The organism is Rhodococcus sp. C-2 (genome assembly GCF_027854095.1).
Classification (GTDB): Bacteria; Actinomycetota; Actinomycetes; order Mycobacteriales; family Mycobacteriaceae; genus Rhodococcus_F; species Rhodococcus_F qingshengii.
On the sequence record NZ_JAQGFI010000006.1, the window covers coordinates 136,627 to 149,543 of the forward strand.

12 protein-coding genes are annotated in these 12,917 nt (G+C 63.4%); 8 read left to right on the forward strand and 4 right to left on the reverse strand.

Going from position 1 to position 12,917, the window contains the following annotated elements; translation table 11 throughout:
- The first annotated feature begins 69 nt into the window (after positions 1–69).
- From PCS43_RS14525 to PCS43_RS14535, 3 genes are all read left to right on the forward strand, one after another.
- Positions 70–1,500: a gamma-aminobutyraldehyde dehydrogenase gene (locus PCS43_RS14525; protein ID WP_003946421.1), complete on the forward strand. Its 1,431-nt coding sequence runs from the start codon at positions 70–72 to the stop codon at positions 1,498–1,500.
- Positions 1,501–1,589: 89 nt separating this feature from the next.
- On the forward strand, positions 1,590–2,489 hold the full coding sequence (locus PCS43_RS14530; RefSeq protein ID WP_007727555.1) for a universal stress protein: 900 nt from the start codon (positions 1,590–1,592) through the stop codon (positions 2,487–2,489).
- Positions 2,486–4,012, forward strand: coding sequence for an APC family permease (locus PCS43_RS14535; protein ID WP_054188813.1), 1,527 nt, complete (start codon positions 2,486–2,488; stop codon positions 4,010–4,012). Before PCS43_RS14530 ends, PCS43_RS14535 begins: the two co-directional genes overlap by 4 nt.
- Here PCS43_RS14535 and PCS43_RS14540 read toward each other — a convergent pair.
- A complete protein-coding gene (locus PCS43_RS14540; protein WP_054188814.1) occupies positions 4,009–4,626 on the reverse strand; it encodes a TetR/AcrR family transcriptional regulator C-terminal domain-containing protein in 618 nt (205 codons plus the stop codon). The genes PCS43_RS14535 and PCS43_RS14540 overlap by 4 nt on opposite strands.
- Positions 4,627–4,775: 149 nt before the next feature.
- Between PCS43_RS14540 and PCS43_RS14545 the strand changes: the two genes are divergently transcribed.
- The gene (locus PCS43_RS14545) at positions 4,776–5,723 is read left to right on the forward strand and encodes a nitrilase-related carbon-nitrogen hydrolase (RefSeq protein ID WP_054188815.1); all 948 of its coding nucleotides are present in this window, start codon (positions 4,776–4,778) and stop codon (positions 5,721–5,723) included.
- On the forward strand, positions 5,720–6,745 hold the full coding sequence (locus PCS43_RS14550) for an agmatine deiminase family protein (RefSeq protein WP_007727577.1): 1,026 nt from the start codon (positions 5,720–5,722) through the stop codon (positions 6,743–6,745). Before PCS43_RS14545 ends, PCS43_RS14550 begins: the two co-directional genes overlap by 4 nt.
- Positions 6,746–6,754: 9 nt before the next feature.
- Here the strand turns inward: PCS43_RS14550 and PCS43_RS14555 are convergent, their stop codons facing one another.
- From PCS43_RS14555 to PCS43_RS14565, 3 genes are read right to left on the reverse strand one after another with little or no spacing between them, the layout of a single operon-like run.
- A complete protein-coding gene (locus tag PCS43_RS14555; RefSeq protein ID WP_209909593.1) occupies positions 6,755–8,692 on the reverse strand; it encodes a VWA domain-containing protein in 1,938 nt (645 codons plus the stop codon).
- A gap of 9 nt (positions 8,693–8,701) precedes the next feature.
- Positions 8,702–10,078, reverse strand: coding sequence for an ATP-binding protein (locus PCS43_RS14560; protein WP_102999408.1), 1,377 nt, complete (start codon positions 10,076–10,078; stop codon positions 8,702–8,704).
- Positions 10,079–10,132: 54 nt separating this feature from the next.
- The gene (locus tag PCS43_RS14565; RefSeq protein ID WP_003946398.1) at positions 10,133–10,549 is read right to left on the reverse strand and encodes a VOC family protein; all 417 of its coding nucleotides are present in this window, start codon (positions 10,547–10,549) and stop codon (positions 10,133–10,135) included.
- Between the two features lie 85 nt (positions 10,550–10,634).
- Here PCS43_RS14565 and PCS43_RS14570 point away from each other — a divergent pair, with 85 nt between their 5' ends.
- The 3 genes from PCS43_RS14570 to PCS43_RS14580 all read left to right on the forward strand — a co-directional run bounded on the left by PCS43_RS14570 (position 10,635) and on the right by PCS43_RS14580 (position 12,875).
- On the forward strand, positions 10,635–11,207 hold the full coding sequence (locus tag PCS43_RS14570; protein WP_007727593.1) for a DUF4126 domain-containing protein: 573 nt from the start codon (positions 10,635–10,637) through the stop codon (positions 11,205–11,207).
- Between the two features lie 27 nt (positions 11,208–11,234).
- Positions 11,235–12,203, forward strand: coding sequence for an alpha/beta hydrolase family protein (locus PCS43_RS14575; protein WP_209909596.1), 969 nt, complete (start codon positions 11,235–11,237; stop codon positions 12,201–12,203).
- A 450-nt stretch (positions 12,204–12,653) separates the two neighbouring features.
- Complete coding sequence (locus PCS43_RS14580) at positions 12,654–12,875, forward strand: hypothetical protein (RefSeq protein ID WP_003946391.1); 222 nt, start codon at positions 12,654–12,656, stop codon at positions 12,873–12,875.
- Positions 12,876–12,917: the final 42 nt, after the last annotated feature.

Here is a 12,917-nt window from a genome sequence, read left to right on the forward strand (position 1 = left end):
CACAAAGTGCGAGTTCCGTGCTGATCACCTCGGCCGGAACTCGTTCGACCTCGAGAGGAACCGGTACCGATGTCGATCGTCGTACTCGAGAACTACATCAACGGTGAATTCGTCGCCTCAGCCGCGACGGAAACACTCGACCTGATCAACCCCGTGGACGAGAGTGTGGTCGGGCGTACGCCGGTCTCCACGAAGGAAGACGTCGACGCCGCCGTCGAAGCCGCACAGAGAGCATTCGAGACCTGGGGCAAGACGACGCCGAGCGTGCGGCAGGCTGCACTCCTCAAGCTCGCCGACGCCATCGAAGCGCACAGCGACGAAATCGTCGCAGCCGAAAGCGCCAACACCGGCCAGGCTCACCAGATGATCGCCGACGAAGAGGTCAAGGTCGGAGCCGATCAGATGCGGTTCTTCGCCGGAGCCGCACGACTTCTCGAGGGCAAGGCGGCCGGAGAGTACATGGAGGGTTTCACCTCCTACGTCCGTCGTGAGCCGATCGGCGTCGTCGGTCAGGTCACTCCATGGAACTACCCGTTCATGATGGCGCTGTGGAAGATCGGGCCCGCCCTCGCGGCCGGCAACACGATCGTCCTCAAGCCCAGCGACACCACACCGGGCAGCACGCTGGTCCTGGCGAAGCTCTCGAAGGGCATCCTGCCGGACGGCGTGTTCAACGTCGTGCTCGGCAACGGCGGAACCGGAGCGACGTTGGTGGAGAACCCGGCCCTCGGTCTCGTCTCGATCACCGGTTCGGTGCGGGCGGGCATCGCTGTCGCCGTGTCCGCAGCACAGCAACTCAAGCGCGCGCACCTCGAACTGGGCGGCAAAGCGCCGGCGATCGTCTTCGGCGACGTCGACATCGAGAAGACCGCCACCGGCATCGCCGAGGCAGCGTTCTTCAACGGCGGCCAGGATTGCACCGCGGCCACTCGCGTGATCGTTCACGAGTCCATCCACGATCAGCTCGTCGAAGCCCTCGTCCGGAACGCCGAGAAGCTGCGCCCCGGAGCGCCTTCCGATCCTGATGCCTTCTACGGCCCGCTCAACAACATCAATCACTTCAACGCCGTGAGCGACAAGATCGCGAACCTGCCGGCGTCGGCCAAGATCGTTACCGGCGGAAAGCGTTCGGGCGAAACCGGATTCTTCTTCGAGCCGACCGTCATCACCGGCGTCGCGCAATCGGACGACATCGTGCAGGAAGAGACTTTCGGTCCTATCCTCACAGTCCAGAGCTTCTCCGACGAGAAGGAGGCGATCACGCTTGCCAACGACGTTCGGTTCGGCCTGGCCTCGAGCATCTGGACCAAGGATCACGGTGTCACGCAACGCGTCTCCGCTGCTCTCGACTTCGGTGCGGTGTGGATCAACTGCCACATCCCGCTCGTCGCCGAAATGCCGCACGGCGGCTTCAAGTATTCCGGTTACGGCAAGGATCTCTCGGCCTACGGAGTCGAGGACTACACCCGTCTCAAGCACGTCATGAGTTCGCACGACTGAGTCGCCGCCCTCCTGCTGTGCGCCTTTATCAACCCCCCGCGGTTAATAAAGGCGCACAGCAGATTCCTCCAATCCGGAAAAGAGCCACCATGCGCCTTATCGTCGGATACCTCGCCACACCCAGCGGTAAAGACGGGCTGGTCCTCGGGGCCCAGCTCGCGCGCAGTCTCGGCGCGCAACTCGACATCTGCATGGTCCTCCCACCGGATCGGACACTGCCGGCCAAGGTTCCCTCGGAAGCCGGCTACGACGACATCCTCGCCGCGCGTGCACACGACTGGCTCGCCGAGGCGAAAGCGTCGGTGCCCGAGGACATCCAGGTGGAAGTACACCTGAGCTTCCACGAGTCGTTCGCTCAGGGCCTGCTCGACGAAGTGGACCGACTGAATGCGCTCGCGATCGTGGTGGGAGCTTCCGGCGACGGTCTGCTCGGCCGTCACGCGATAGGTTCGGTCTCGACCGAACTGCTTCACTCCGCCCATGTCCCGGTAGCACTGGCGCCTCGCGGAACGCGGCACTCGGCGGCCACTGCTATACGAGAGGTCACCTGTGCACTCGGCACCCGTGTCGGCGCCGACATCGTCTTGAACACCGCCGTGCGCGCCAGCGAACTGATGCAGGTTCCGCTGCGACTGGTCTCACTGGTAGCGCTCGACCCCCAGAACGATCTGCGCGATCATCGCGACACCGCCGAGTCGGCCAGGGAGCGTGCACGAAATCACGCTCAGGACACACTCGACGTCGCAAGAGCCGCGCTCCCCGCGGAGTTCCCCATCGAGGTCATCATCGCCGACGGGTCCACCGTGGAATCGGCAGTGCGTCAACTGGACTGGCAGGACGGCGATCTCGTGATGGTCGGTTCAAGTCGCCTCGCCCAGCCCCGCAAACTTTTCCTGGGCTCGACCGCCGCCAAGATGCTGCGCGTACTGCCCGTACCCATGGTCGTAGTGCCCAAGCACGAATTCACCCAGCCGGAGGCACTGTCATGACCAGCACCGAACTGAGTTCCAAAGGCCTCGCCACCGGCAAGATCGGCATGATCTCCGGCGCGGTGCTCGGAATCTCCTCCGTGGCACCGGGTTACACCCTGACGGCCAGCATCGGATTGATCGTCGCTGCGGTCGGTCTCAAGATGCCCGCCATCTTCATCGCCGGCTTCATCCCGATGTTCCTCACCGCGTACGCGTACCGCGAACTGAACTCCGACACTCCTGACTGCGGAGCGTCATTCACGTGGTCCACCAAGGCATTCGGACCGTACGTCGGCTGGATGTGCGGCTGGGGCATGGTGATCGCCACCATCATCGTGCTCTCGAACCTCGCTGCGATTGCCGTCGACTTCTTCTATCTGTTCATCGCGCGGGTGGCCGACAATCCCTCCATCGCCGATCTGCCGGGCAATAAATTCGTCAACGTCGGCACCACACTGGTGTTCATCGCGTTGGCCACCTGGATTGCCAGTCGGGGAATCACTACCAGCGAGCGCGTACAGTTCGCGCTCGTCGGCTTCCAGATGGTGCTGCTGGTCGTCTTCGCCGTCGTTGCACTGGTTCACGTCGGCGCCGGCGACGCCCCGGCCGGATTGTCCTTCGACCTGAGTTGGTTCAACCCGTTCAGCGGACTCGCCATCGGTGCGTTTGTCATCGGACTCACCGGATCGATCTTCGCGTTCTGGGGCTGGGATACCTGTCTCACGCTGGGCGAGGAGTCGAAGAACCCCAAGAAGACCCCGGGCCGCGCCGGTTTGCTCTGTGTCGCAACCATTCTCCTGACCTACCTGCTGGTCGCCGTTGCCGCGATGATGTACGCCGGCGTCGGCGAGGAAGGCCTCGGTCTCGGCAATCCCGACAACTCCGAGAACGTCTTCGGCGCTCTGGCCGACCCGGTCCTGGGCAACTGGGGCGGAATGCTTCTGTTCCTCGCGGTCTTCGTCTCTTCAGTCGCCAGCCTGCAGACCACGTTCCTGCCCGCGGCACGAACCATGCTCGCCATGGGTGCATACGGAGCTTTCCCCAAGAAGCTCGCCGAGGTGTCGCCTCGGTTCCTGGTGCCGTCGTACGCGACCGTCGTGGCCGGCGCGGTAACCGCAGTGTTCTACAGCGTCGTCACGTTCCTGTCCGAAAGTGCTCTGCTCGATACGATCGCCGCACTCGGCATCATGATCTGCTGGTATTACGGCATCACCGCATTCGCGTGCGTGTGGTACTTCCGCAAGACGCTTTTAGAGAGCGTACGAAACTTCGTCTTTCGGCTCGCGTTCCCACTCATCGGTGGCCTCATGCTGCTTGCGGTGTTCGTCATTTCGGTCCAGGAGAGTATGAATCCGGACAATGCCAGCGGAGCATCCATCGGCGGAATCGGCCTGGTCTTCTTCCTCGGGTTCGGAATCCTCATCCTCGGCGCGGTCCTGATGATGGTCATGCGAGTGCGCAATCCCGAGTTCTTCGAGGGCAAGACCCTCAATCGCGACACGGAGGCTCTGCGCGACGAGAACGACCTCAGCGTGTCCTAGGAGTCACTAGCTTCGGGGGCCTGCGCGATCAGGCCCGCCATCAACACGCGCAAGCCGAATTCGAAGGCGGCGTCGGCACGTTCGGGATTTTTCCCGGATGTTGCCAACGCCGCCTTCATCGCGTCGTTGGCTTCGGGTCCCGACGCCCACTGGACGTCCGGCGCCGCCAGGTCCAGGGCCGAACCGAGAACAAAACTGTCGACGGTCGTGATCGCGTGCAGTGTTTCGGTCGGGTCGAAGCCACCATCGGCAAATGCCTGCGCCAATGCGTTGTAGAGGGTGAACGCCACACCGGCCTGCACCGTCTGGGCAGTGAAGAGCGGAATCAGACGAGGATGCGCGGCGTAGCTTCGCCGGTACTCGGCTGCCAGCGCCGCGACGGTCTCACTCCAGGTCCCCGAGGCCGACTCGACGTCGATTCCTGCCATCAGCTGAGCCCTCATCAGTTCGACGATCTCGGCTCGTCCGGAAACGTGGTTGTAGAGCGAGGACGGTCGAACCTTCAGACTTGCGGCGAGTCCCGGCATGGTGAAGTCGCCGGATTCGTCCACCGACTCGATCGCTGCCTCGGTGATGATCGCCGGTGAGAGCAGTCGTTGCGATGGCCGCGGCATATGTCCTCCTGTAGTGATCCACACCGTCCGGGGCGCTGCAAAAAACAATTCCTCGAAAGTCCTTGATCAATCAGCGCTCACCCACCATACTTAACGAATCACATTCGTTTTACGTTGAACGTCGAATACCCGAGCACCGAGGAAACCCCATGCTGACGATCACCGCCCTCACCCCACCCGAGTCACCGGCCGCGACTTCGCCGTCCACGTCCACCCCTCTGCGTGTAGGTCTCGTCCAACATCGCTGGCACGAGGACCAAGACGACCTCCACGCTGAATTGAGCGAAGGCATTGCGTCCGCAGCGAAGCTGGGCGCTTCCGTGGTCTTTCTTCCGGAGCTGACGCTCAGCCGCTACCCCGCCTCCACCCCGGCCGGCGACAATCCCGGACGCGCGGCGGAAGACCTGCTCACCGGACCCACTTTCGCCTTCGCCACCAAGGCCGCCGCGGAGAACCAGGTTCTCGTTCACGCGTCGTTGTACGAGCGCAGCGACGCCGAGGACGGCCTGGGCTTCAACACCGCGATCCTGGTCTCGCCCGGGGGTGAACTTCTCGGTCGTACCCGCAAGCTCCACATTCCGGTGACGGCCGGGTACTACGAGGACACGTACTTTCGCGGCGGTCCGTCCGAGGACGCATACCCCGTTCACGAGGCACTCGGCGCCAAGTTCGGACTCCCGACATGCTGGGACGAGTGGTTTCCCGAGGTCGCACGTGCATACTCCCTCGCCGGTGCCCAGGTCCTGGTGTACCCGACGGCGATCGGCTCGGAACCCGATCACCCGAACTTCGACACCCAACCGCTGTGGCAGCAAGTGATCGTCGGAAACGGTATCGCCAACGGCACTTTCATGGTTGTCCCCAATCGCCACGGCAGTGAAGGTCTCATCACCTTCTACGGTTCGTCGTTCATCTCGGACCCGTACGGACGCATCCTCGTTCAGGCTCCGCGCGACGAATCAGCCGTCCTGGTCGCAGATCTCGATCTGCAGCACCGTGAAGACTGGCTTGCGCTGTTCCCGTTCCTGGCCACTCGCCGACCCGACACCTACTCGGCCCTGACCGCACCGGTGAACACTGCAGGAGCCAACCGATGACCTGGCGCATGCCCGCGGAAAGTGAACCGCACGAACGTACCTGGATGGCGTACCCGAGCGCCGGATACTCTCTCGGGGACACCGCGGAAGAACAGCACGAAGCGCGCTCGACGTGGGCGGCCGTCGCCCACGCCGTCGCCGAATTCGAGCCGGTCACCGTCGTCGTCGATCCCGCCGAAGTCGAAGAAGCACGAAAGTACCTGTCCGAGAAGGTCGACATCGTCGAGGCACCTCTCAACGACGCATGGATGCGCGACATCGGGCCGACGTTCGTCCTGTCCGACGAAGGCCGTCTCGGCGGAGTCGACTGGGTGTTCAACGGCTGGGGTGCACAGGATTGGGCGCAGTGGGACAAGGACTCGAAGATCGGCGCATTTGTCGTCGAACAATCCGGTGCCCAGTTGATCGACTCACCAATCGTCAACGAGGGCGGCGGTATTGCGGTCGACGGTCTCGGCACCGTCTTGGTCACCGAAACCGTCCAACTCGATCCGGGACGAAACCCCGACCTGACGAAGGCCGACATCGAGGCCGAACTCGCCCGCACCATCGGCGCCAAGCACGTGATCTGGCTTCCCCGCGGATTGACTCGCGATCAGGAGACCTACGGAACGCGCGGACACGTCGACATCGTCGCTGCCATCTCTTCCCCCGGAGTTGTACTCGTCCATGACCAACGCAATCCGGTGCACCCCGACTACGCCGTCAGCAAGACGATCATCGAGTTGTTCGAAAGCTCGACGGACGTCGGCGGTCGGCCGTGGAAGGTCATTCGGGTACCTGCGCCCGAGATCCTGCGCGACGACGAGGGATTCGTCGACTACAGCTACATCAACCATCTCGTGGTCAATCGCGGAGTGATCGCCTGCAGCTTCGACGATCCGGCCGACGCCGAAGCGGCCCGGATCCTTGCGGCCGCCTACCCCGGGCGCACCGTCGTCACCGTCGACGCCAGACCGCTGTTCGAACGTGGCGGCGGCATCCACTGCATCACCCAGCACCAGCCCGCTGAACAAGACTGACGGCCGGAATCAGCGGCGACCTCGCATGTAGTCACTCACGACCGCGGCGCCGAGGCCGTCCAGGTCCGGCGCGATGACGCGTCCACCCACACGGTGCGCCATCCGGTCGACCACCCTGGCCAGACCTGGATCCTCACCGAGGCGGAAGAACGTGACCTTGGCGCCAAGCCTGGCCACCGCGTCGAGTGCTCGAACCGTCAAACCGAGGGTTCGCGCACTCGGCGGGTAGTCGAACCTGGCTTCTCCGTCCGCTTCGAGATGAGCCGTCGGCTCACCGTCGGTGACGATCAGTACCACCGGCTGTGCGTTGGAGTGGCGTCGAAGATGCCTGGCCGCCAACAACAGTGCGTGGTGCAGGTTGGTTCCCTGGTCCCACGCGCCGTCCAAACCAGCGAGCTCCGACGGGCTCAGCACGTGCGCGTGGCGTCCGAAGGCGATCAACTGGAGTTCGTCGCTGCGAAATCGCGTACTCACCAGATGATTGAGTGCCAGAGCGGTGCGCTTCATCGGCACCCAGCGATCTTCCATCACCATCGAGAACGACGTGTCCACCAGGAGAGCAACCGCAGCCTGACTGCGCTGTTCGGTTTCGGCCACCTCGACATCGACGACGCTCAGCCGCACCGGCATTCGACCCGGGTCACGCAGGACGGCGTTGGTGATGGTTCTCGTGACGTCCCACGGTTCCGTGTCCCCGAATTCCCATTCGCGGGACGCTCCGGTCGGTTCACCCATCGCACCGGCCCGACGCGTATCGCGTTGACCGGTTCGCGACGACAGTTGCCCGGCGACATCGCGCAGAGCAGTCTGCCCGAGCTGTCGCATGGCTTTGGGCGACAAGCGCCATTGACCGTCTGGTGCACGATCGAAGAAACCCTGTTCCTGTAAAGCCTTTTCGAGATCGGCCAGGGTGCGAGCATCAGCGGCGGCTTCGTCGCCGAGTTGCCGCGCGAGTAGCTCGGGGTCGATGTCGTCGAGCGCCGCGCCCGCGTATTGCTGCGACAGTTGATCCGCCAAGGATTCCAGCTCGGCGATGTCCTGCAGGGCACCGGTCCCCTCACCCAAACCCATACCGTTCTCGCCGCGGAACTGTTGCGAACCTTCCCAGTCCTCACCCGGCCGAGCCGCCTGAAGGAACTGGTCGAGTTGACTCAGCTCACTCATCAGGCTCGGATCACCGAATGCCTGCTGCGCCAACGCATCCAACTCGTCACGCTGCTCCTGCGAGAGCGAGTTCCGCAATCGTTGTGCAGCCGCCGCGCGCTGCGCCAAAGAATCCAGAAGTTCCTCGACGTTGCGCGGGTTGTCCGGGAAATACTGCCCGTGCTTGTCCATGAACTCCGCGAACTGCGCCGCAGTGTCGACCCCGCGAGAGTGCGCGTCGAGCAGTTGATTCAGATCAGCCAGCATCTGGCGTATCTGCTCACGATCCTCGTCGGTGGCGCCCTCGAGTGCCTGCTTCATTCCCGAGAAGCGTTGATCGAGAACCTCACGTCCGAGCAGATCACGAATCTTCTCGTAATCCGCGCGAGCCTGTTCGCTGCGCCAGTTGTAGTCGGCCAGATCTTGCACGGCCTGAGCTGTCGACGGCGGTAACTCCTCGATCCGCATTTCGTTGAATCGTGCGTCGTCGTCGAGAGCACGTGCCAGTTCTTTGCGCTCTTCGAGCACCGCCTTGTCGAGAAGCATACGAACCTCGTCGAGCGTTCCGTCGAGATTGTTGCGGCGTAGCAACTCACGTCGGCGCCGGTTCGCCTGGGCAGCAAGGTCGTCGAGCCCGCGCATGTCCCGGTTGCCTCGGCGCAGGAGCTCTCGGAGGGCATGGCGCGGCGACGTGCCCGACAACACGTCGTCGCCGATTGCTGCCAGGGCCTCGCGCAGATCCACGGGAGGCGCGAGCGGATCGGGACCACCGTCGTAAGGCCCGTACCGCGGATTGTGGATCATCACTGCCCCTTACGAATATACCGAGCGGCCGCCCGGGCCTTGATCTTTGGAGATCCGGCGCGCGAGGTAAAGCCCTTCGAGGGCAAGTTCGGCACCGGCGGCACGCTCGCCGTCGGATTGCGCACCGAGACGTTCGGCTACTTCGTCCAGGACCTCGAGGTCCGGAAGCTCGTCGAGAAATGCCTTGGCCGTGACAGATTCACCGGTCACGATCGTGTTGCCCATCTCCACCGCAGCAACCAGCATCCCCAGGTCGATCCCGCCGAGACGTACCCGAACCGTATCGGCGGTCGCGCGACGCAGCAGGTGCTCGAGCACCTCCAGTTCCCGTCCCTCTTCACCGGATTCGAACTCGACCTTGCCGCGAAGAACCTCGACCACGGACTCGAGATCGACGGGCCGTGCAACAGGATCGGCTTCGCCGAGCACCGCTGCCCGTCGTACCGCGGCGGCACTGACGGTTTCCGCGCCGGCGACGGCAAAGCGTGCCGACACACCCGATCGCTGATCCACCGAGGTGGATTCGCGGAGCAGGCGAGTGAATCTGGCAAGAATTTCGAGAAGGTAGTCGGGCACCTCCGCGGCCAGGTGCGCCTCCTGCTCGATCACCGCGATCTCGCCCGCCAGCTCGACGGGGTAGTGAGTGCGGATCTCGGCGCCGAAGCGGTCCTTGAGTGGTGTGATGATGCGCCCGCGGTTGGTGTAGTCCTCGGGGTTGGCGCTCGCGACCAGAAGAACGTCCAACGGAAGCCGAAGCGTGTACCCGCGGACCTGGATGTCCCGCTCTTCCATCACGTTGAGCAAAGAGACCTGGATGCGTTCGGCGAGGTCGGGGAGCTCGTTGATGGCCACGATTCCGCGATGCGCGCGAGGCACGAGGCCGAAGTGAATGGTCTCCGGATCGCCGAGGCTCCGGCCTTCGGCAACCTTGACCGGATCGACGTCGCCGATCAGGTCGGCGACCGAGGTATCCGGCGTCGCCAACTTCTCGGAGTACCGCTCGCTGCGGTGGCGCCAGGCGATCGGGAGGTCGTCGCCCAGTTCCTTGGCTCGACGTATCGAAGCCGGGGTGATCGGCTCGTACGGGTGCTCCCCCAGTTCCGAGCCTTCGATGACGGGCGTCCACTCGTCGAGCAGGAGCCCGAGAGTGCGAAGCAGCCTCGTCTTTCCCTGACCTCGTTCGCCGAGCAGAACCACGTCGTGGCCGGCGATCAGCGCCCGCTCGAGTTGCGGGGCGACCGTGTCCTCGAACCCGACTATCCCGGGCCAGGGGTCACGGCCGTCCCGCAACGCGGCGAGAAGATTCTCTCGTAGTTCTTCCTTGACACTTCGCTGTACGTGTCCGGAGGCGCGTAGCTCTCCGAGGGTTTTTGCGACAGTCACCACTCCACGCTACGAGTGTTTGCGGGGTTTCGCCTCTCGCCGAGGAAGTTCGGTCGCTCAGCCTTCGATGTTCTCGGGATTCATCCAGATGATTTCCCAGATGTGGCCGTCGGGATCCTGGAAGCTGCGGCTGTACATGAAGCCGTGATCCTGCGTCGCGTTACCTTCGGAACCGCCGGTCTCGAGCGCCTTGTCGACGAGGGCGTCGACGGCCTCACGGGTCTCGGCCGAGAGACCGAGCAGCGCCTCCGTCGACGTCGAGGTGTCGGCGATGCCCTTGGTGGTGAAGGTCTTGAAGAAGGGCTCGGCCAACAGCATCACGACGATGGTGTCACTGATAACCATCGACGACGCATTCTCGTCGGAGAACTGCGTGTTCTTGGAGTATCCGAGGCCCTCGTAGAAGGTGGTGGCCTTGCCGAGGTCCTTGACGGGCAGGTTTAGGAAGAACATCGGCTGCGGGTTTGTCGCCATGAAAGGTCCTTTCCGAGACTTTGCTGTGCGCCTTTATTAACCGCCGGCGGTTAATAAAGGCGCACAGTAGACCTAAACTCCACCCATGGATACCTGGGTGTTGCCGGCCATGCTCGGCCTCGGACTCGCCGCAGCGTCCGGAATGCGAACCTTCCTGCCCCTGCTGATGCTCAGCGCTGCCGTCCACTTCGAACTGTTCGGGATCACCGTCGGCGAGTCGATGCGGTGGATCGGATCGACCGGCGCGCTGGTCGCATTGGCAATCGCCGCGGTGGTCGAACTGGGTGCCGACCTCATTCCGTTCGTGGACAACGCACTCTCGGTGATCGGGAACGTCACCGGACCGATTGCCGGAGTGATCGCCGCCTGGGCGGCATTCAGTCATCTCGACCCTGCGATGGCCGCGTTGGCGGGCATCATCGTCGGAGCGCCGACGGCGTTGACGTTCAGCGCCGCGCAGACCGGCACTCGCGCGGTCAGTACGGCCACTACCGGTGGGCTGGCAAATCCCGTCGTTTCCGTCATCGAGGATGTGCTGACTTTCTTCACTTCCTTGATCGCGATGATCTTGCCGCTCCTGATCATTCCCCTGCTCGCCGCGCTCTTGTGGTTCAGCTGGCGTGGCTGGCGTCGTGTCCGGAGTCTGCGCACCGCCTGACCGCACCGACCTGGTAGACAAGTCGTCATGTCCGACACCGAGATCTCGTTCCAATCCGGCGACGTCACCCTGTACGGGAGTCTTCGCCTGGCCGCCTCACCCGACGCCCCTGCCCCGGCCGCGCTGATTCTGGCCGGCAGCGGCCCCACCGATCGCAACGGCGACAGCGCCCTCCTCGAAGGCGACATCGGAACTCTGCGGTTCATCGCGGATCTTCTTGAAAAACAAGGGATTTCAAGCCTGCGTTACGACAAGCTCGGCAGTGGCGAAACCGCCCTCGGTGACTACGACATCGAGGACATCGCCGATCTCGGCTTCAACACTTTTGTCGACGCCGCCTCCGACGGACTGGACTACCTCGCCGGGCAACCCGGTGTCGATCCCGAGCGCTTGTTCGTGGTCGGACACAGCGACGGCGCCGTAGTCGCACTGGCTCTCGCCACCGCGAAGGAGGGCGCCAGAGTCAGTGCCCTCGCACTGCTCGAGCCACTGAGCGCCAGACTTCTCGATCTACTCACGACGCAGATTCACCGCCAGCTCGATGCGGTCGTCGGCGCCGGTCAGTTGCCGGTCGAACTGGCTGACGAACTGCGCGTCGCGCTCGCCGATGCCGTCGAGTCGCTGCGATCCGAGGGCACTGTTCCGGATGACATGCCCGAGCCGCTGCAGAATGCGGGACTCGTACACGCCAATGCCAAGGCACTCGCCGAGGAAGACGCATTGGACCCGGTTGCGCTCGTGGCGGCGCTACCGGCGGGCATGCCCGTTCTCACGAGCTGCTCGGACAAGGACATCCAAGTCATTCCCGCCGATGTCGCGGCACTCGACGCCGCGCTCTCACATACAGCGCTGACTTCCGTGCGGATGCGCAACGCCAACTTCGTACTCAAGGACATCGGCGACGAACAGTCCACCGGTGCCGACTACGTCGCGCCGCTTCCGTACTCGGCAGAGTTCTCGGAGCCCTTCACAGCGTGGGTCCGTTCGTTCTCCTGATCACGTACAGACCGAACGTCCTCTTTTTCAGGTAGAAAGTTCCCTCCGCGAACCATCGCGGAGGGAATTCTGCTTTCTACGCCTGACCTGCAATGAAGACTCTTTCAATCCAGCGAACCTGGGGACAGAAGTCACCCGGAGTTTACGTTCGCGGCGCTTTTTATTGGTGCGAACCCTCGATCCGTGCTGTACGGTCATCCATTAACCAGCAACGCCACACAGAAAGGAACGGACATCATGTCGCTACACCCGCACGTCGTATCCGTACCTTCGTGGCGCAGCTGCACCGCAGACAAGCACATTTTTTCGGCCGCAATGTCGGCCAAGCACATGGGCAACAAGCGCGGTGTACCCCGAGAATGATCCCCAGTTTCACCGGATTCGTTCTCGGCACCCAGGGCAAACGCCTCGGGTGCCTTTTCTTTTACCTTTCACACGCAGGAGCTCCACATGAAACTTCGAGTCAACCAACTGTCCATCGCGCCGCCGTATGTCGATCTGCCCGGTGACCTCACCGGATACGCCGTCACCCTGGATCTTTCACACTCCGATGCGGCCCACGAAGCTACCCTCGGCGCATTGATCAGCGAGATCCGCAGTCGCGGAGCCTCACGCGTCGTCATCACCGGCTCACCCCGCGAACTCCAGGGCACCCACAGCAGCGCCGCCTGAAAGACCCGGGCGGCCTGAATGCAGAACGGGCCCCGAACTCCC